Consider the following 19,448-nt stretch of genomic DNA (forward strand, 5'->3'; position numbering starts at 1 on the left):
TTCAGCTGCGGGATGCGTCAAAAGCTATGCGTCGATGCGCTCACGGATCGCAGATTAGTGAGTGATTTCATTGAAACAAAAATGAAATCTGTTGGAGCCTTGTGCTCAAGCGACGCCCTTGCGTGTTAAGTCGTTCGCAAAGTATCGAGCTACTTCTTCGACGACGCGGCGCTTCTCAGCCTGGACATAAATGGTCGTAGTTTGCAATGATGCGTGTCCAAGAACCTTTTGCACCACATCGAACGGTACGTCATCTGCGACCGATTGCGTGCCGAACGTATGTCGAAATGCGTGTGCATTGGCTTGTCCAAGCCGCATGCGGTCGTCCAGATCCAGTGCGTCTGCGGTCACTAGGAGTTCAGTCAACATTCGCCCAATCAGCCGGTTCAGTCCATCGGCGGTGTAACCGGCTTCGTTCATCTGTGCAGAAACTGGACTTTGCCCCGCTCGATGCCTTCGCCGCGAAGCGTCCGTCCAAGGAATGATGACAGGCGCGACGAGCGGTCCATTCTTTATTACATGATCACCGCTCGGATCGAAGGCTCTATGTCGATCCATCCAGTGTGCCCGAAGGGCATCAAGAGTCGCAGCACTCACCGGCACCGTTCTTTCACGCTGGCCTTTGCCCACGACAGTTAGCTCCCATACTGGTCGATCGGGTGTCCCGTAGAAAGACGGAATGAGATTCTCGCGCCGGGCAAGCGCGGCTTCCTCGCGGCGCAACCCCCGAATCGCCCATCAATAGAATTGCCGCGCGGACCGCGCGCCACTGCACCGCGCCCTCCTTGGCCGAGCGCGCATCAAGCTCGCCACGCAGCTTTCGCCACAGCTTTGCCGGCAACGCGCGCTCGATCTTCATCGCACTCGCCCGTTTGACCACGGCCGGGTCATTGACCGCCTTCCATGGATTGCCGGCAAGATAGCGCACGTCGACCCACCAGGTGAACGCTGCACGTAGCGCACGCACCGCGTAGCGTTGCGACTCGGCCGACAACGACGCCGATCCATCCGCGCCCGCGGCGAAGGGACGCCACCGCGGCGAGTGCCGCACGAACCGCTCCCCTACAAATCGCGGGTCCGGATTTTTCAGGAAATCCTTGTACGCCTCGCAATCGTCGACCTTCAGATCGCTCAGCGCCTTGCCGCGCAACACCACCGCCCATAACAGGAACCGCTCAAGCTCCTTCGTGTAGGCGCGCAGGGTTTTCGGCTGATCGCGATAGCGATTCAGATACGCGCGCACCGCATCGAGATCGTGATTCGCCTGGATGTAGCAGAACGCGCTCGAGCGGTTTTCCCCATCGGCGCCGGACAGCGCGTGTGGCACCGACAAGCGTTCGAGCGGCGCAAGCCGCAGGCGTGGCAACGATCCGAGCGGCCCGCGATCCGCATAGTATTCAGGCACGACCTCGACCAGTTCATCGGCCATCAGCGGCACGCCATCGCGCTCCTCCGAATCGACATCGATCTCGATGGTGAGCTGCAACTTCGCCTGGTGCTTGCGCAACCAACTCACGATTGCGCGCGCGCGCCCGCGCCCGATTCGGGGAATCGAGCGCCACCAGCTCGGCCCGCGCCGGTTGCAGAACGCGACCAGTTCACCCAGTGTCGCAATGCCCTCCCCTTTCAGCCGTCGCGCGATGCGCGGACGCAACCACGCACCGATCGGGTGGTCCGCGTGCGGGGTCGCTGCCGCGAGTTGCGCCGCTTCAGTCACCATGCGGAAGGTGACGGCGGTGAGCAACGGGCGATCGTGCTGTTTGATCGACGCACGCAGGTGCGTGGCGAGCGCCGACGAGCCGTGCGCCATCGCGAGCTGGACCAGCGAATCGAGCATCGCGTTCAGGTGCCGTTCCATTGCGGCGGGCGTGGCCGCATGCGCGTCTTCGTCCGGATCGTAATAGGTGCGCGCGATGATCGCGGGCGCAATGCGTTGCACGAACGCGCGCAACGCCGTGAAGTCCTTGGTCGTAAAGCCTCGTTCGATCGCGACGGCAGCGACCGGCGAGACGGGTGCTTTGGACATCGACTTGCGTTCAGGCATGACCGCCCTCCTTGCCATCTGAGTCGTTACCTTCGTCATCACCGTCGTGGTGGTCACGGTGGTTATGGCCATCTTTGTCGCGGTCGTTCTCGTCGACGTCGTGACGCTGATCTTCGATATCGCTCAACGGCGGGACAAGATCCGCCTCCGGCGGCCGCACTCGTATGCCGAGCCCGGCCAGCACCGCATGCGTCTGCGCGAGAAACACCTCGGGCCAGGTCGCACAGAGAAACTCGAAGGCCACGCGCGCATCGCGCACCGCTTCCGCGAGCCGCGCGTTTTCCGCGGCGTAGGCGGTGACGTCGAAATCGGCGCTGTTATCCGATGCAGGTCGCGCGCCATACATCACGCGCTGCACGAACACGACCGCGCCGTAGTCGGCGATGAAGTCGATCACAGGCACGAAGCGCGCGTCTTTATATAGCGGGGTCCCGTAGGTTTCGGCGAGCGCGATCACCACGGCCAGTTCCATTCGCGTCGGTTTCACCGGCAACAAGGGCACGGCGTCACCCTGCGCCGTGAGCCACGCCGCGGCCGCCGTGCGTTTGAGCGTGATCGACGCATCGACTTTCAACACGACGCGCGCGACTTCAACGCTGGGCATCTCAGCTGGCCAGCGGTCGTTCGAGTCACTGGGATCGATCGGGTCATGAGGTTCGCGGGGATCGCGCCGACCACGCGACCGTCGCCGCCAGCCGGCCCAGCTGAAATCGCCCTGATCACCGGAATCGCCCAAGAAGTCTTGTGCCACGGAGCTTGGCCCTCTCACGCGTTTTGAATAAAGCCAATTTTTACCCTGAAATGCTATCCCGATAATATACGATTATCAGGCTTGATCAGTTGATAGGCTCGGGCAATCAAAAGTCTTGCGACGAACAAGCCGCGTCACATCTTATCGCTCAGACGAACGTCGCCTACGTCTGCAAAATCGCAGATCATTGCCTACAGATGTCGCGCACTCGCCGTTAAAAAATGAATGCATGCCACCACACCGGCGTTTTATCTCGACCTAATATGAAGCTTTTTGCCCGTACGCCGTCTAACCATGCCAGTATCGAAAAAGCGTCAAAGGTCGTCCGAATCGAGAACCGTACAATCCCGCCGCAAAAAGCAGTTGTATCTGCCTCTAAAACAGCCAGAGTCTGACCAGTTGTGCTTACAAGCGCGCCTTCGTTTCAAGCGATGCGGGAAAATCGAGGGGATAGAGCCACCGCCATGAACATGGCTTCAATCTCACTCATGTGCGAGATGATCACAGCAGCCGGCCATGGTCTATTGCCGCTGCCATTAATCCAACAGGCCCGAAAAGGTGCCCTTGATGCGTTAGATAATGGCGCAAGCAGTGGTGTGTGGACTTTCACGGACGCTCTAACTAATCAATTCACGCTGGTTATTAACGAGTATGATCGCCAAATGCGCGAGACCCGACTGCACGCGATAATTGCGGCATCAGAGAAAGTCGAACACCTTCTCGCGAAGCAAGGGCGATCGCGTAAAGAGCAGTGTCCAAGCGGGACCGGAGAAGGTTAGTTGGCCAAAGTAGGTTGATTAACGGAAATAGCGCTTCCACGTAGTACTGCGGTCTTGCAATTAAGAGATTGCGGTTTTTTGCGACAGAGCAACGAACAAAAAAACCCGCGGAATGCGGGTTAGCTCCAGACTGGCCTATTCGGCTCTTTGCTGGACGTGGCGCACGCTTATGTCTGCGTTTCGGCCCTCGGAGTACTGCTGAAGATATTTCTGTGTGACGGCAGTTTTCGATCCACCTTGAGACAATGTCGAACTTTCTGGATTCAACGGCAAAGCGGTCAGCAATGACTCAAAGGCAGGCCGGGTCGACAAGGCATTAAGCGTCTTTCTGGCGTGCAGGGCGGTCAGCGTTCCTTCGGATAATGCTTGCAAGTAAGCTCGGTGTTTCAGTCAAGACCGAGGATGACCCCTTTTCGCAATCACCTCTTGCACATCAGCGCGCCTAGCTATCCTCAGAGATATGCCGCGCGCAAGACACGGGACGAAAAAAAGCTGCCGGTGCCCATGACACGCGGCAGCTTGCGGGGCTACTAATTGAACGGTCTGATTAAACCGTCGCTTCCGCGCGTTCTCGCTTGGCCAGTTGCGCTTTCGCGATATGTGTCTCATGCGCCTTCGCGCGGATCATGTCGGCGAATTCGACCGCATCGCCTTCGGGGGCCGACGACCGCAGATGCGGCCTCGCGATCAGCAGATATAGCCCGCCCGTCACGACTACCACCGCGATACCGACCAGCGCGATCCATCGGTCCAGTGTCGAGAGCGACATATCGTTCGACGGCATCGCCATAACGACGCACGCGAAGATGCCGTAGATCAACGCGCCGACATTCACCGCGAGGCCCCACTTGCCAAGGCTGAACGAACCGGCCGGCTTCCGTCCCTTCGCACGGGCACGAAGCGCCGCAATGACGACCATCTGAAACGCGATGTACCCCGCCAACATCTGCATGCCAGCGATACGGAATAGCGAACTCGGCACGCAATACACCAGCACGATCAGCAGCGCGGACAGCGAATTGACCGCGACGTTGGCCCATACCGGCGTGTGATTCATCATCTTCGCAAACACCGCCGAGCCGGGGAACATGTTGTCCCGTGCGAACGAATAGACGAGGCGGCTTGCGGAGGCTTGCTGCCCCATCACGCACGCAAGGAACGACAGCAGCGCCACGGCCTGAAACGCCTTGAGTCCCCAGAAGCCGATGGTGTGATAAAGAATCTCGGGGATCGGATCGAGCACCTTGCCCGCCACGATCAGCGTGAGATCGGGCGCGGCGAGCACATAGCCCGCGAAGGAGAAAATGGCCGATCCGCATCCCACCACCACCGTCAGCATCATCGCCTTAGGGATCTGGCGGCCGGGATTTGGAACTTCTTCGGCCACTTCGCCGCATGCTTCGAAGCCGTACACCATGAACAGACCGACGAGCGCCGCGCCGATGAAGGCCGGCATATAGTTACCGTTAATCGACGTGCCCATCGTGTCGAAGAACACCGAAAACGAATGCTTGCGTTCGAAGATCAGCAGATACAGTCCCACTGCGATCACGCCGAGCAATTCGGCGGCGAGTCCCGCCCCCGCGATACGTGCCAGTGTTTTTGTCCCCGTGAAATTAAGGATCATCCCGAGTAGCAACATGCCGGCCGCCACACACGCGGTCATGCCCGGCGTGATGGCGACAACCGGATGCTCTTTCGTCCCCACGAACAGATTCGCGACAAAGCCCGAACCAAAGATTGCCGTAGTCGCAATCGCCACAATCACGCAGGACAGATAGATCCACGACAGCAGCCACGCATACTGCCCGTTCCACAGCCGTCTGGCCCACTGATAGAGGCCACCCGCAATCGGATACTGTGCGACCACTTCACTGAACACCAGCGCCACCAGCAATTGCCCGCATCCGACGATGATGATCCAGAACATGGACGGCGGGCCTGCCGTGGACAGGCCTTGCGCGAACATCGAAACGACACTGACCAACGGCGACAGATAAAGAAATCCCAGCGCGAGATTCGACCAGAGCGACATGCTCCGCTCGAACTTCTGCTCGTATCCTAATGATGCAAGATGCTCGGAATCCGAGCGGTGATGATGATTTGCCACAGTGCTCCTCCAAACGCTCCCGAGTCCGTCCGGAAATAATGTTGCCGGACGAACGTGCCGATATTTCTCTTATCGCCGCCGTCATATTCAACGTCGGCGCCTCCTTTGAAACCGGACGCTAAAACCTTGCTAACCCCGTACGTCCCTTGCTGCAAAACCCGCGCCAATGGTTTTTTTTCGATTTATGTCTTTGTTGGAGAGGTGCTTTTTTGATTAAATCGTTCGATGCATTCTGGGTGTTGTCTCATGAGTGCGATGCCCGAATCGCATCGGTGCGACATTGGCTATTTATTTCGTTACCCAAAGTATCATTCGCTGCGCCCGACCCGACCCGACCCGAAACCGTTTCCGGCTCCCGGTCGTATGATGAAAGAACGACTAAATGGTCGCGACGGCGCTGCGCTGGTCCTGCGATGCTTCGAGCACGGACGCCAGGATCTCTGCGGTCGCCATGGAAAGCGTCCAGCCCAGATGGCCGTGTCCGGTGTTGTAGAACACGCCCGGCCGCTTGCCCGCGCCCACGCGCGGCAACATGCTAGGCAGCATCGGACGCAAGCCGGTCCACGGAATCACGCGCGATGTCGAGATTTCGGGGAAATAGCGGCGCACCCAATCGACCAGCGGCACGATGCGGTCCGCGCGGATATCGCGGTTGACGCCGTTAATTTCCGCCGTGCCAGCTACGCGGAAGCGGTCGCTTCCCAGACGGCTGGTGACGATTTTCGCCGCATCATCGAGCAGACTGACCCAAGGCGCGCCGTTCTGGCTGTCCGAATCGTCGAGAAAGACGGTGATCGAATAGCCTTTCACCGGATACACGTTAACGTGATCGCCCAGCATCGACGCGAACTGGCGGCTGCCCACGCCCGCGCAAATAACGAGCTTGTCGAAGCGGTGTTCTTCGGATGCCACGGCGCGGCTTACGTCGAGGCGGATGCCGTCAACGGATTGCGTGATCTGCGTAATTTCCGAATCGAAGCGGAATTCCACGCCCTTGCGCACGCACGCCTGCGCCAGACCGCGCGTGAATTTGTGGATATCACCGGTGGAATCCGACGGCGTGAAGAAGCCGCCGTAGAAGCTGCCGCGAATCGCCGGTTCGATCGACTCGATCTCGCCCGCCGTCACCGCGCGTCGGTCCAGCCCGCCTTCGCGATACAAGAGATTGACCTTCGATGCCGCCTCGAAGCCCTTACGATCCTCGTACACGTGCAGGATGCCGCGCCGCTCCAAATCGAACTCGATGCCCTCGCGCTGCGCCACCGAGAACAGATGCTCGCGCGCTTCGATGGCGAGCCGCACGGTTTCAATGGTGTTGTGGCGATAGTTCGAAATCTGGCCGAGAAACTCGCCGATCCACGAGTACTTGTGCCAGGAAGGCCTGGGATTGAGCAGCAGCGGTGCATCCGAGCGCAGCATCCATTTGATGCCCTTGAGCACGGTGGCCGTGCTGTTCCACACTTCCGCGTTGCTGGCTGAAAGCTGTCCACCGTTGGCAAACGATGTTTCCATTGCCGCATAGCGATGGCGCTCGAACACGGTCACGTCGTGGCCGCGTTGTGCGAGGGCGTAGGCAGTCGAGACGCCCGTGATGCCGGCGCCGATGATGGCGATTCGTTCCATTTGTAAAGGTCCAATGTGAGATTCCTTGCCACGCGCCAAAACGGCGGCGAGGAAGCCCCATCTGTCCCATTTGCCTGAGAGTTTAAATTGCGGGCAATGCCGCAAATCTCCTTCGGCGGGCGCACTGCTGCGCCGCTCTCCAGATGTGATATCCGCGCTGCACGGTCCTTTTGCCTGAGAGTTTCCGGGGCGGTTGCTCCGTCGGCGCCATCTGGGCCAAATGCCCGACGATGGTCTCTCCCATGCTGCGCGATGAGGTATTTATTCTACGCAGTCAATATTCACGACACGACCTTTTCACTGCGATACACGCTCAGATCCACTTCCACAGAAGGGGTCGCAGCCGAACGCGCATTCGTCTTGATGAAGTGCGCGAGCCGCTCGCCGAGCATCATCGAAGGAGCGTTCGTATTGCCCGACACCAGCTTCGGCATGATCGACGTATCGGCAACGCGCAGGCCCTCGATGCCGTGCAGGCGGAAGGTCGGATCGACCACGGCCAGTTCGTCCACGCCCATGCGGCATGCGCCCGACGGATGCAGCGCGCCCTGCCCCGTTTCCCTCACGAAGCGAATGCGCTCTTCCTTGCTCGTCAGAATGCGTCCCGGCCGGTACGGCGCGCGCACAAACTTGCTCAGCGCGCTTTGTGCGAGCGTTTCCTGACCGATCCGCACGCCTTCCGCGAGCACTTCGGCATCGTAGGGATCGGACAGGTAGTTCGGGTCGACCAGCGGCGGCACGGAAGGATCACCGCTCTTTAAGCGCACCGTGCCGCGCGAACGCGGCCGCGTCTGATACACGTTGAGCGTGAGACCGTTGCCGCTCGGCGACTGATCCGCGCCCTCCTCGACACCCGCACCCGGCAGGAAGTGATACTGAAGATTGGGCAGCGGATCGTTCTGGTCGCCGTACCAGAGCAGCGCGCCTTCGCAAATGTTCGATGCCACCGGCCCAGTCTTGAACAGCGCGTATTCCAGTCCGGCGAGCGCCTGATTGTGCAGCTTCTTGTACTTGTCGTAGCTATGCGGCCCGGTCAGATCGTAAATCAGGAACATGTCCATATGATCCTGAAGGTTCTCGCCAACACCCGGCAGATCGTGTACGACAGGCACGCCCACGCTGCGCAGATGCTCCGCCGGCCCAATGCCAGAGAGCATCAGCAAATGCGGCGACCCGATGGCGCCCGCCGACACGATCACTTCGCGTTCGGCACGCACGAATTTGCGCTCCGTGCCTTCAAGATATTCGACGCCGATCGCCCGGCCCTTCTCGACTACCACGCGCAGCACGCGCGAATCCGTTTTAACAGTCAGATTCTTGCGATCGCGCGCGGGCTTAAGATAAGCGGTGGCGGCGCTGCATCGCTTACCGTCGCGCGTGGTCGTCTGATAGAGACCGCAGCCGGCCTGCTTGCCCGAGTTGAAATCCGGGTTGTAGTTGATGCCCATTTCCTGACACGCGCGCAGCCACGCCTTGGTCAGATAATGCGTATAGCGTTGATCGGAGACGCCCAGCGGCCCGCCCACGCCGTGCGCCTCGCCCGCGAAGCGCTCGTTGTCCTCGGCCTTCTTGAACCACGGTAGCACGTCGCGATACGACCAGCCATCGCAACCCATGGCGGCCCAGCCGTCGTAGTCTTCGGGACAGCCGCGCATGTAGACCATCGCGTTCACTGAACTGCCGCCGCCGAGCACGCGGCCCTGCACGATCTCCGGCGTGACCATGTTCTGATGACGCTGCGGCTGCAGGCGATAGCGCGTGAGCAGATTGCCCTTTGCCGTCTTGAAGTACGTGGCCGGCATATGGATGTACGGATTGGTATCACGCGGCCCCTGTTCGAACAGCAGTACGGATGTCGAAGCGTCTTCGCTCAGCCGGCCGGCCGTCGCGCATCCGGCGGGACCACCGCCGACAACAATGTAGTCAACCACGTCACTTCCTCCTGAATTCTGCACTGTCGGGTGCTGCATCAACGTTCTGCGTAGATAAAGCAATGTGCGGGCCAATCTCAGCGGCCTCGCCAAGCCTTTGTTTCGTATCGTCTTTTTACGAGCGCAGCGACGACATTCTCGGTTTGTCTCAGCTATGCGACGATCGCGCCCGCCGATGAGACGCGACCGTCCGCGTTCAAAATTTGTGGCGAATGCCGACCGCCGCCATTTCCTGCGTGCTCTTGCCGGCCGCAAAACCGAACGAGCCGATCGACGCTTCCGCTGAGCCCTGTCCGTTCTGCCCCAGCGCGTGCTGATAGCCCGCCAGTGCATACAGGTCCGTGCGCTTGCTCAGAAGATAGTCCACGCCGACATTGAACTGGTGATATTTCGCCGACGAATCGCCGAGGGCGCGCGTGTAGTTGTACGCGCCGATCACCTGAAAATCCGGCGCGAACATATAGCTCCCGTACACCGAGACATTGTGATACTTCTCGGCATCGCCGAAGCTCGATTGTGCGTCCGCTTCGTAGCGCGAATAGCTATACGCCGCGCCGACCGTCAGTGCACCGAAAAGCGCATTGCCGCCCACGCGCGCGATATTGATGCTGCGCGCCGATGCATAAGCCGCGTTCACCGGCGAGTTGAACAAGGTATCGGCCGTCGATGTGCCGCGCGCGACGACCGCCGCGTTGCCGTTGTCGATATGCAGATAACCGCCCGCCACGTTGAAGCTGGATGCGGCATACGTCGCGGCCGCACTCCAGCTCTGACCCGATCCGGTCGAGCCGGCCACGCCGCCGAGCGCATAAAGGCCCTCAACCGTCACGCCGCCCCACGTCGGGCTGACCCACTTCACCGCATTGGAGAAGCGCGCGCTGTCGTCGTAATTGTCGATATCGCCGGGTGTCGCAAACCAGCCGCTGAACGAGTCCGCCGTGAGCGGCTGAACCAGATCGGTCACCGGATCGTACTGGCGTCCAAGCGAGAGCGTGCCGAGCGTCGTGCTCGCGACGCCGACGAACGCCTGCCGACCAAACTCGCGGCCGCCGAAGCCGAGTTGTCCGTTGCTGCTGTCGAAGCCGTTCTCGATCTGGAAGATCGCGCTCAGTCCGCCGCCGAGATCTTCTGTGCCTTTCAGGCCCCACTGCGCGCCGTTCAGGTTGCTGGTCTGCATGCGCCATTGCGATGCCTGACCGCCGCTGTTGTGGATGTAGTCGATGCCCGTATCGATGATGCCGTACAAGGTGACCGAACTCTGCGCGTAAGCCGCGGGCGCGCTCAATGCCAATGCAATCGTCCCTGCGATGCTGCTTTTTTTCATCTTGTCGTCTCGTTGCGGTAAAGGAAAAGACACAAAAAAGCCGGCATGACGCCGGCCACATCGAGCGCACCCTTTCTGCTAGTACTGATGGCGCGCATCCACTACGTTGAGCAACTCCCGTCCTTGCAGGAACCGCTGAACGTTATTGGCGAAGATCGCCAGACCGGCTTCTACATAACCGGCAGGCGAATCGCATGAGATATGCGGCGTGACGCAGAAGCCCGGCGTCGTCCATAGAAACGAGTTCCACGGGAGGGGCTCGGGGTCGAACACATCGGCGATGCAGCCGCTCAGATGGCCGCTCGCGAGCAGATCGGCCGTCGCTACGTAATCGATGACACCGCCCCGAGCTAGGTTCACGATGCCGCAGCCCGGCTTCAGCGATTTGAGCCGCGCCCGCGACATCAGTCCATGCGTCTGGTTGGTCAGCGGACACGCAAGCACAACGAAATCGGCTTGTGCGAGTACGTTGTCCAGTTCGTGAGAAGTCGCGACCGCGTGGAAACCATCGACCGGTACGCCCGAGCGACTCACACCCGTCACATGCAACGCCGCGCCGCGCGCCGCTTTTGCAACCGCACTGCCCACGCCGCCGGTGCCGACAATGACTACGCGTTTGCCCGCCATTGGCGTGGAGTAAACCGGCTGCCAGCGCTGGCCTCCCTGATCCGTCGCGAAGCGCGGCATGCGCGTGTTGAGCATCAAAAGCGCCATCAACCCGTATTCCGCCGCCTTGGCTGCATGGATGCCGCTGCTGTTGGTGAGCACCGCGTCGTGCGGCAGCCAGTCGAGCGGCATACAACGCTCTACGCCCGCGTTGATACAGTGCGCCAGCTTAAGCGCCTTTCCGTGCTGAGCGATCAGCGACGGGTTGAAGCGCGGCGCGACAAGAAACTGTGCATCGGCGAGCGCCTTCAGATCCGGCTCCTCATGCCACGCGGGTGTGATTTCACCTGTCACTCCGACGGCAGCCAGACACCGTTCGACCTGTTCGTGCGAGATCGAATACTGCCGATCGCGGTTGTAGTTCTCGACATACACCTTCACCTGCGCTTTCACCTTCGCCTCCCGTTCCGACATGCATCAGACCAGTTCGATCGCCTTGTGGAAACTGCGCCCCTGCCACAGCAGGCAATGCCCCTCGCGCACGTCAGGCAGCACGACACGCTCGACCACGCCCACGAGAATCGTGTGCGAGAAACCGTCGTGCGCCTTGGCCAGGGTGCAGTCCAAACTCACGCGCGCGCCCACGATCAGCGGCGCGCCCGTGTCGCCCGCGACCCACTCGGTGCCTGCGAAGCGCGCCGAGCCCTTGCGTTCGCCGAAGCGCTTGACGATATCGGCGTGATTGGCGGTCAGCACGTTCACCGCGAAAAAGCCCTGATGCAGGATCACGTCGTGCGCTGATACGGACTTGTTGACGCATACGACGACCGAAGGCGGGTCCATCGACAGGCTGCATACGGCGGTGGCAATAAAGCCAAGCGGCTCGCCCGCCTCGGCCGTCGTGATTGCCGTGACGGCACCGGGAAAGCGCGCCATTGCCTCACGAAACGCTTGATCGTTGTTCATGGCATTACTCGCTCAGATGAGATACGAACTTGGTGTTGAGATACGCTTCCACCGCCTCGGGACCGCCTTCCGATCCATAGCCGGATTCACGGATCCCGCCATACGGCGTTTCCGGCAGAGCGATGCCCAAATGGTTGATCGTGACCATGCCCGACTCGATGCCGCGTCCCAGCGCCGATGCTTTCTTTGCATCGCGCGTCCAGACGTAGGCCGCGAGTCCGAAGGGCAGACGATTTGCTTCGGCGATGGCATCGTCGAGCTTCGAATACGACATGAACAGCGCGATGGGGCCGAACGGCTCTTCGTTCATCGCGACCATCTCCGTGGTGACATCGGCGAGCACGGTCGGCTGGAAGAAGAAGCCATCGCCTGCGATCCGCTCGCCGCCGCATTTGAGCGATGCACCCTTTTCCACCGCATCAGCAATCAGCCGCTCGACGCTCGCGCGGCGACGTTCGTTGATGAGCGGGCCCATGGTCGTGCCCGCGTCGAGACCGTCGCCGATCTTCAGCGCCTGCGCCTTCTTCGTGAACAGATCGGTAAATTCCGCGTACACGGCTTCGTGGACGATGAAACGCGTCGGTGCCACGCACACTTGTCCCGCGTTGCGGAATTTCGCCATCGCGAGCGCTGATGCGGCCGATTCGAGATCCGCGTCTTCGCACACGATCACCGGACCGTGGCCGCCAAGTTCCATCGTGATGCGCTTCATATGCGCACTTGCCAACGCCGCCAAATGCTTGCCAACGGGAACCGAGCCGGTGAACGAGACCTTGCGGATCGTTGGGTGCGGGATCGCGTAAGACGAGATTTCGGACGGCTCGCCGTACAGCAGGCCGATGACGCCCGGCGCGATATCAGCATCGACGAAACACTGGATCAGCGCCGCCGGCGATGCAGGCGTCTCTTCCGGCGCCTTGATGACAATAGAGCAGCCCGCCGCCAGCGCCGGCGCCAGTTTGCGCGTAACCTGCGCGACCGGGAAATTCCATGGGGTGAAGCCGATTGCGGGGCCGACCGGTTCCTTGACCGTCGCCGACATCACGCCTGCCTGACGCGCGGGGATCAGGCGTCCGTAGGTACGGCGTGCTTCATCGGCGAACCAATCGATCAGTTCTGCACAATTGACGACTTCGTTGCGCGCTTCCGCATAGGGCTTGCCTTCTTCCAGCGTGAGTAGGCGCGCGATGTCGTCGGCGCGAGCGCGCACGAGATCGGCCGCGCGGCGCATCTTTTTGGCGCGGTCGTAAGCTGATGTCGCGCTCCAAGACTTGAAGCCGGCTTGCGCGGCTTTAAGCGACCGCTCGATGTCGTCGCGCGCCGCCTTCGCGACGTTGCCGATGATTTTGCCGTTCGCGGGATTGATAACATCGAGCGTCTCGCCATGCGCGGCAGCGCGCCATTCGCCGTTGATCAATAGAAAGACATTCGGATAAGCCATGGAAGTCTCAGCAAAAGGTTTGTTGGTTTCTGCGATGGGTCACGCAAGGTTCACCGCAATGTGGAGCTAATCTGCAAACGTTATGCCAATCGGTTTTCATTCGTAAATTCAATGGCTTATATTATTTCGGCGATACCGCATCTCACGCTTGCGACGCGGTAACGTCGCAAGCGTGAGATCGCCTAACCGGTGTGTATGAGACCTACTCATGACCGCCGACATCTGATAAGGGATTTCCCCTGCTTGGCGCACAAAAGCAGAGTGCAGACAATCGTTCGATGGGGCGAATCGCACTAGAAAGGTGCATCTATAGCTTTGGAAAGGCGTCTACGCCTAAGCAGAATCCCTAATAAAAACTGGTAGTTAGCGTTACAAAGCAAAACCCGGCGCGAAAATTGCAGCGACCATAGGTAAGCCGTCTTTGAAAACTGCTTTCGCGGTATGGAACTTAACGATGAGAAGCGACGATCATTTGACGAGAATCATGTCGGTACTGGCCGCGTCCAATGGTGAGACGCCGCAAGGAGCCGGATCTAATGCCGTGCCGGATTGGAACCCCCTCGCATCCTGGAAGCGCTGCGTTGAGAGTTACCGGCTCGAACCGTCGTATGCGCCCGAGATTCCCACGCTTACCCAACGCGAGATTAACGACGCGCGCGGTGCCTTCGGCGACGAGAATCTTTCGCTGATCCTGCCCGAGCTTGAACGCGTACTCTCCATCGTCGGACCCGTCGGCTATAACGCGACCCTGGCGGATGCCAAAGGCCTGATCCTCGTTGAGATGTCACCGGACGATCCAGCACATGCGTGCATCAGCGACAAGGAAGGGATGCTCTGGACGGAGGAGAACGGGGGCACCAACGGCATCGGCTCGACAATCATCGAACAGCGCGCGACCTCGGTGTACAAGTCCGATCACTTCTGTGTGGACCTTATTAGCCAGTCCTGCGTAGCCGCGCCCGTGCGCGATTTCGACGGGCGTATTCGCGGCGTCATCAATCTCGCCACGCGTAATTCGGATATCACCGAATCCGCGCATCGCGTTATCTATCAGCTTGCGCAAGACAGCGCTTGCCGCCTCGAATCGAAGCTATTTCGCGCGCGTTTTCCGAACGATTGCGTGCTGCAATTTGAACGCCGCTCCGCGCCCGCCGTCATGGTGGCGATGGGCGAAGACGGTCAGGTGCTCAGCGCGACCAAGTCCGCCCGCACCTTGTTCGGCCTAAACGATTGCGGCGATAACCTCACCAATCTCTGGGACGTATTCGATCGCGCAGGCGAAGCCGAACTGCGATCCTCGAATGAATTGCACGCGACGGCGCTGCGTCTGCTCTCCACTGGAAGACGACACCGAGTCGCGGTATGGCATGGCCGGCGGCTGGATCCGCGTGGTTTTTCGTCGACGGTCGAAGGCCAAAAGAGCGAACGCAACACGCGCGCCGAACGCAACTACAGCGTGTCGATCGCGGAGTGGGCCGGTGAAGACCGGCAGATGCAGGGCAACGTAAAGGTGTTGCGCAAACTCCAGAACAGCGGTATTCCCGTGCTGTTGCTGGGCGAAACGGGCACCGGCAAGGACACGCTCGCAAAGGCCATTCATGCGGAAAGCGCACGTGCGTCGCAGCCTTTCGTGGCGTTCAATTGCGCGGCCGTGCCAGAGTCATTGATTGACAGCGAACTGTTCGGCTACAGCCGTGGCGCATTCACCGGCGCGAATCGCGAAGGCAATGTCGGACGGCTGGTGGAAGCGCATGGCGGCACGATTTTTCTCGATGAAATCGGCGATATGCCGCTCGCGCTGCAAACGCGCTTGCTGCGCGTACTCGAATCCGGCGAAGTGACGCCGCTCGGTTCAGGCCGCAGCCGCATTGTCGATCTTCAGGTGATCGCGGCGACCAATCACAATCTGCGCGCGAAGGTCATGGACGGCCTGTTCCGCGAAGACTTGTTCTATAGGCTGGCGGGTGTGGTTATCGACATACCGCCGCTGCGCGAACGCGACGATATCGAACGCATCGCACGTGCCATCCTCGCACGTTGCACGGAAGGCAGGCCGCTCTCCTTCGATGAAGGCGCGCTGTTGGCCATTCGCTCGCATCGCTGGCCGGGCAATGTGCGCGAGCTGCGGCATGTGATCCAACGCGCGGTCAAGCTGTGCGAAGGCGGCATCATTCGCGAAGGCGACTTGTTGCTGACGAATCTGCCGCTTGCGCCGCGCCGCACGGCATCGGCGCCCGCTCCCCTTGCACCGCCGATGCAGCCCGCGCGCGCAGGCTACGAAGCCCCGCCACGCGACTTCGACGATTCCGTGCGCGATGCCCTCGCCAACGCTGAGCGCACCGCCATTGTCCGGGCGCTGGAAAAGCACGGCAACAATATCGATGCTGCCGCGCAGGCGCTGTCGATGAGCCGCGCGACGATATATCGCAAACTCAAGCGCTACGAAATTCGTCCCTGAGGTTTTTGCCCGTTCTGAACAGCCGTCGTCTTCCAATTGGAAACGACGGCTTTTTCATTGTCCTTGCAACGTCAGGTTGCACGTCTCACCCGCGATTTTGACGTCTCGCCAGTGAGACTCACCGCCTTAGGCGCTTGTTTTATAGGCCAATTTTTTTCTCACAAGAATCAATCGCTTAGCGCGCCAAAATAAAGTGGCATGCCTTGTGCAGAGTGGAGTTCGGTCTTCCCTCCCAACCTGAAACACAGGACATCCATGAAATCTGCCCCAAACGAAAAGCTCGCATCGACGACCGGCGAGCCGACATCCGGACGCACAAGCGGTCGCGAAGTGAGCCGTCGTCATTTCATGCTGGCAAGTGCGGCAGCCGCCGCAGGCGCGACACTCGGAGCCTGGTCTCCCGGCGCGCGGGCCAATGTCGGCGGACGGCTGGACCTGATGTCCTGGGAAGGCTATTCGCTGCAGAACGAGACCGCGCGCTGGCGCGGCCAGAACGGTGTGAGCGTGAACGCCGCGGTGATGAGTAATCAGGACGACGTGACCGCTAAGCTGGTCGGCTCGCCGGTGCGGCTCGACGTCGCCGAATACTCGAATGGCTATAACGCAATCTACAAGGACCTGAAGGTTCTCAAGCCAATCGATATTGGCAAGATTCCGAACTACAACAAGAGCGATATCCTTGCCCGCTTCTACGACGCCGACATGTGGTACTGGGACGGCCAGCACTTCGCGATTCCGTGGATCTGGGGCCTCGATACACTCGTCTACAACCCGAAATACGGCAAGGTCGAAAGCCATAAAGACCTGCTCAAGCCTGAGTTCAAGGGCAAGCTGACCTTCGTCGACAATCCGCTCACCACGTGGCCGCAGATCGCACTGGTGGCAGGTTACGGCGACAAATTTCCGAACTTGACCAAGGAAGAACTCAAGGACTGCTTCAGGCGGATGGAGCCGTACCGCAAGCAATGCCGCGTGTTCGCTGGATCGAACGGCGACGTGATTTCGCTGTTCGCGTCCGGTGAGATCGCCGCGTGCTTCGTGGTGTGGTCGGCGGTGCCGTTGGAGACCGCCAAGCAGAACGTGACGACCGTGGGCGCAACTTTCAAGGGCGCGGGCGCCCTGTGGGCCGATGCCTGGTTCGTGCCGATGACCTCGCAGAACATCGACACGGCTCACGCCTTCATCAATCAGGCGCTGTCGCCGCAGGTGCAGGCGGATGCGTGCGCATCGACGGTCGGCGGCTGCGTGAATCGCAAGGCTATTCCGCTGCTCGATGCCAAGACACGCGCGCTGTTCGACTACAACACCATCGACCAGTTGCTCGCGACTACGCCGCTCAAGGGCCAGCCGCCGCGCACGTCCTCGCAGTACGCGACTTACGCGGACTGGCTGCAGGCGTGGTCGGATTTCCGCGCCACCGTCTGATACGTCTACGAGGAGATTACAAGTGAGCCTGAACCTCGCACAGAGGCAGAGGCTGACGGGCGCGGGACTATCCGCGCCACCCGTCGTCTATCTGCTGATTTTCTTTCTCGCGCCTTCGCTGCTGCTTCTGCTGTACAGCTTCTGGACCGCGGGAGACTTTACTGTCACGCCCGTTTTCACGATGGAAAGCTATGCGCGTGCACTGCGCGCGGACGCCTTCTATCAGGCAACCTGGACCGGCTTCAAAAACGGCTTCTGGACCGCGCTGGTGTGCGTCGTCACGGCGTTTCCGGTGGCGTATTACATCGTGTATCGCGCGAAGACAAACTTCATCTTCTATGCAGTGCTGCTCTCTTGGTTTTCGAGCTATCTGGTACGCGTGTATGCATGGCGCACGATACTCGGCACCAACGGTGTCATCAACAGCACGCTGATGAATCTCGGTGTGATCGACGAACCCCTGCGCTTCCTGCTGTTCAGCCCGCTTGCCACGACCATCACGCTGATTCACATCATGTTTCCGTTCGCATTGCTGCTGCTGGTCTCCGCGCTGCGCGACATCAAGCGCGATTATCTTGATGCCGCACGCGATCTTGGTGCCACGTCCGTGCAGATGCTCACGCGCGTGATCCTGCCAATGTCGCACAAGGGTTTGGTCGGCGCGTTCATGTTCACCTTCATCCTCTCGGCGGGCGATTACATTACGCCGCAGTTGTTGGGCGGCGGCGAAGGCGTGACCAGCGGCCTCCTGATCGCGAACCAGTTCCGCAGTGCGGGCAACTGGCCGCTCGGCGCGGCAATGGCTTTTCTGCTGCTGTGCGTGTTCGCGCTCAGCTATGTGCTGTTCGTCGGCTTCCTTCGCATGTGCAGGGTGTCGCCGGGCCGGCGTTATCACGCCGAACTCTGACGGAGCGCCATCGACATGCTATTTCTTTTCGTGATTCTGGCGCTGGTATTTCTTTACGGGCCGATCGTCGTCATCGGGCTATTTAGCTTCCATAGCTCGCCATCGCTGGTGTTTCCGTTTCAGGGCGTGAGTCTGCGCTGGTATCAGGCGCTGATGACCAACGATACCTTCATCACCTCGCTCGGCAACAGCGTGCTGGTGGCCACCTGCGCATGCGCGGTCACCACGATTCTCGGATGCAGCGCCGCGCTTGCGCTGATGCGTCTCAAGGGCAATCCCAAAGCGGCGCTCGGCTTTCTCTGTACCGCGCCAGTTGCGCTGCCGGGACTGTTTCTGGGTATCGGACTGGTGGCGCTGTTCGCGCAATTCGGCGTGCAGCGTTCGCTGGTGACGGTCACATTCGCGCATGTTTTGTATGCGTTGCCCTTCTTCGTCGAGGCGATGCGTTCGCGCATTCAATACTTTGATCTTTCACTCGAAGAAGCGGCGCGCGATCTGGGCGCGAGCGGTTTTCAGGCGTTTCGTCGCGTGACCTTGCCGATACTCGGGCCGACCATCGCGGGCGCGTCGATCCTTACGTTCGCGCTCTCGTTCGACGAATTCATTATCACCGTATTCGTAAGCGGCAACGACACCACGTTGCCGCTGATGATCTGGTCGATGATGCGCCGCACAGTCAACCCAACCATCAACGCAGCGTCGATGGTCGCGCTCGCGCTGTCCATCGCTATTACGGCTGCGGGCGGCCTTGTGTTCTGGCTGCAACGCCGCATCGCCATCCATGGAAGAACCCGCAAATCGAGGAAGCATCATGACTCACGACATCGTGCAACTGAAGAAAGTCACGAAGAAGTTCGGCAGCTTCAAGGCCTTGGACAACATCAACCTGAACGTACGTAAGGGCGAGATTCTCACGCTGCTTGGACCAAGCGGATGCGGCAAAACCACGCTCATGCGCATCATCGCCGGCTTCGATGACGCAACCAGTGGCGAAGTGCATATCAATGGCCGCGAAGTCACGGGCGTGATGCCCGAGAAGCGCGCGGTCAACATGGTGTTCCAGCGCTATGCGCTGTTTCCTCA

Annotated in this window: 15 protein-coding genes and 2 riboswitches; of the genes, 5 read left to right on the plus strand and 10 right to left on the minus strand. The window is 60.2% G+C overall.

From position 1 onward, the window contains the following. Positions 1-105: 105 nt before the first annotated feature. From P9250_RS32480 to P9250_RS32525, 10 genes are all read right to left on the minus strand, one after another. Positions 106-630 carry a tyrosine-type recombinase/integrase gene (locus P9250_RS32480; RefSeq protein ID WP_310397614.1) on the minus strand — a complete coding sequence of 175 codons (525 nt, stop codon included), beginning with the start codon at positions 628-630 and terminating at the stop codon, positions 106-108. After that, complete coding sequence (locus P9250_RS32485) at positions 611-1,951, minus strand: phage integrase family protein (protein ID WP_310397616.1); 1,341 nt, start codon at positions 1,949-1,951, stop codon at positions 611-613. Before P9250_RS32485 ends, P9250_RS32480 begins: the two co-directional genes overlap by 20 nt. A gap of 85 nt (positions 1,952-2,036) precedes the next feature. Next, the gene (locus P9250_RS32490) at positions 2,037-2,780 is read right to left on the minus strand and encodes a hypothetical protein (protein ID WP_310397618.1); all 744 of its coding nucleotides are present in this window, start codon (positions 2,778-2,780) and stop codon (positions 2,037-2,039) included. Between the two features lie 1,341 nt (positions 2,781-4,121). Then, the gene (locus P9250_RS32495; RefSeq protein ID WP_310397620.1) at positions 4,122-5,609 is read right to left on the minus strand and encodes an APC family permease; all 1,488 of its coding nucleotides are present in this window, start codon (positions 5,607-5,609) and stop codon (positions 4,122-4,124) included. Positions 5,610-6,062: 453 nt separating this feature from the next. Continuing rightward, positions 6,063-7,307, minus strand: a complete 1,245-nt coding sequence (locus tag P9250_RS32500) for a D-amino acid dehydrogenase (RefSeq protein WP_409015001.1) — start codon at positions 7,305-7,307, stop codon at positions 6,063-6,065. 51 nt (positions 7,308-7,358) lie between these two features. Next, a riboswitch (glycine riboswitch) is annotated at positions 7,359-7,459 on the minus strand. Next, a riboswitch (glycine riboswitch) is annotated at positions 7,460-7,560 on the minus strand. A gap of 28 nt (positions 7,561-7,588) precedes the next feature. Continuing rightward, entirely contained in the window at positions 7,589-9,238 is a 1,650-nt protein-coding gene (locus P9250_RS32505) for a GMC family oxidoreductase N-terminal domain-containing protein (RefSeq protein WP_310397622.1), read from the minus strand. A 196-nt stretch (positions 9,239-9,434) separates the two neighbouring features. Next, on the minus strand, positions 9,435-10,562 hold the full coding sequence (locus tag P9250_RS32510) for a porin (protein WP_310397624.1): 1,128 nt from the start codon (positions 10,560-10,562) through the stop codon (positions 9,435-9,437). 78 nt (positions 10,563-10,640) lie between these two features. After that, positions 10,641-11,642, minus strand: coding sequence for an NAD(P)-dependent oxidoreductase (locus tag P9250_RS32515; protein WP_310397627.1), 1,002 nt, complete (start codon positions 11,640-11,642; stop codon positions 10,641-10,643). A 3-nt stretch (positions 11,643-11,645) separates the two neighbouring features. Then, positions 11,646-12,134, minus strand: coding sequence for a flavin reductase family protein (locus P9250_RS32520; protein WP_310397629.1), 489 nt, complete (start codon positions 12,132-12,134; stop codon positions 11,646-11,648). Between the two features lie 4 nt (positions 12,135-12,138). Continuing rightward, entirely contained in the window at positions 12,139-13,575 is a 1,437-nt protein-coding gene (locus tag P9250_RS32525) for an NAD-dependent succinate-semialdehyde dehydrogenase (protein WP_310397631.1), read from the minus strand. A 454-nt stretch (positions 13,576-14,029) separates the two neighbouring features. On the opposite strand from P9250_RS32525, the gene P9250_RS32530 reads away from it, so the two are divergent. The 5 genes from P9250_RS32530 to P9250_RS32550 all read left to right on the plus strand — a co-directional run. Then, positions 14,030-16,033, plus strand: coding sequence for a sigma-54-dependent Fis family transcriptional regulator (locus tag P9250_RS32530; RefSeq protein ID WP_310397635.1), 2,004 nt, complete (start codon positions 14,030-14,032; stop codon positions 16,031-16,033). A gap of 255 nt (positions 16,034-16,288) precedes the next feature. Continuing rightward, positions 16,289-17,458 (plus strand): ABC transporter substrate-binding protein, encoded by a 1,170-nt coding sequence (locus tag P9250_RS32535; RefSeq protein WP_310397637.1) that lies wholly within the window; start codon positions 16,289-16,291, stop codon positions 17,456-17,458. 22 nt (positions 17,459-17,480) lie between these two features. After that, entirely contained in the window at positions 17,481-18,365 is an 885-nt protein-coding gene (locus tag P9250_RS32540; protein ID WP_310397638.1) for an ABC transporter permease, read from the plus strand. Between the two features lie 15 nt (positions 18,366-18,380). Then, entirely contained in the window at positions 18,381-19,265 is an 885-nt protein-coding gene (locus P9250_RS32545; protein WP_310397640.1) for an ABC transporter permease, read from the plus strand. After that, a partial coding sequence (locus P9250_RS32550) for an ATP-binding cassette domain-containing protein (protein WP_310397643.1) occupies positions 19,177-19,448 on the plus strand: 272 nt, incomplete at its 3' end. The genes P9250_RS32545 and P9250_RS32550, both read left to right, overlap by 89 nt.

Source organism: Caballeronia sp. LP006 (genome assembly GCF_031450995.1).
Lineage (GTDB): Bacteria > Pseudomonadota > Gammaproteobacteria > Burkholderiales > Burkholderiaceae > Caballeronia.

Bases quoted from the DNA above. Each gene is read 5' to 3' on its own strand.
- P9250_RS32495 (WP_310397620.1), bottom strand. From the start codon at position 5,609: ATGTCGCTCTGGTCGAATCTCGCGCTGGGATTTCTTTATCTGTCGCCG.
- P9250_RS32500 (WP_409015001.1), bottom strand. From the start codon at position 7,307: ATGGAACGAATCGCCATCATCGGCGCCGGCATCACGGGCGTCTCGACT.
- P9250_RS32510 (WP_310397624.1), bottom strand. From the start codon at position 10,562: ATGAAAAAAAGCAGCATCGCAGGGACGATTGCATTGGCATTGAGCGCG.
- P9250_RS32515 (WP_310397627.1), bottom strand. From the start codon at position 11,642: ATGTCGGAACGGGAGGCGAAGGTGAAAGCGCAGGTGAAGGTGTATGTC.
- P9250_RS32520 (WP_310397629.1), bottom strand. From the start codon at position 12,134: ATGAACAACGATCAAGCGTTTCGTGAGGCAATGGCGCGCTTTCCCGGT.
- P9250_RS32525 (WP_310397631.1), bottom strand. From the start codon at position 13,575: ATGGCTTATCCGAATGTCTTTCTATTGATCAACGGCGAATGGCGCGCT.
- P9250_RS32530 (WP_310397635.1), top strand. From the start codon at position 14,030: ATGAGAAGCGACGATCATTTGACGAGAATCATGTCGGTACTGGCCGCG.
- P9250_RS32535 (WP_310397637.1), top strand. From the start codon at position 16,289: ATGAAATCTGCCCCAAACGAAAAGCTCGCATCGACGACCGGCGAGCCG.
- P9250_RS32545 (WP_310397640.1), top strand. From the start codon at position 18,381: ATGCTATTTCTTTTCGTGATTCTGGCGCTGGTATTTCTTTACGGGCCG.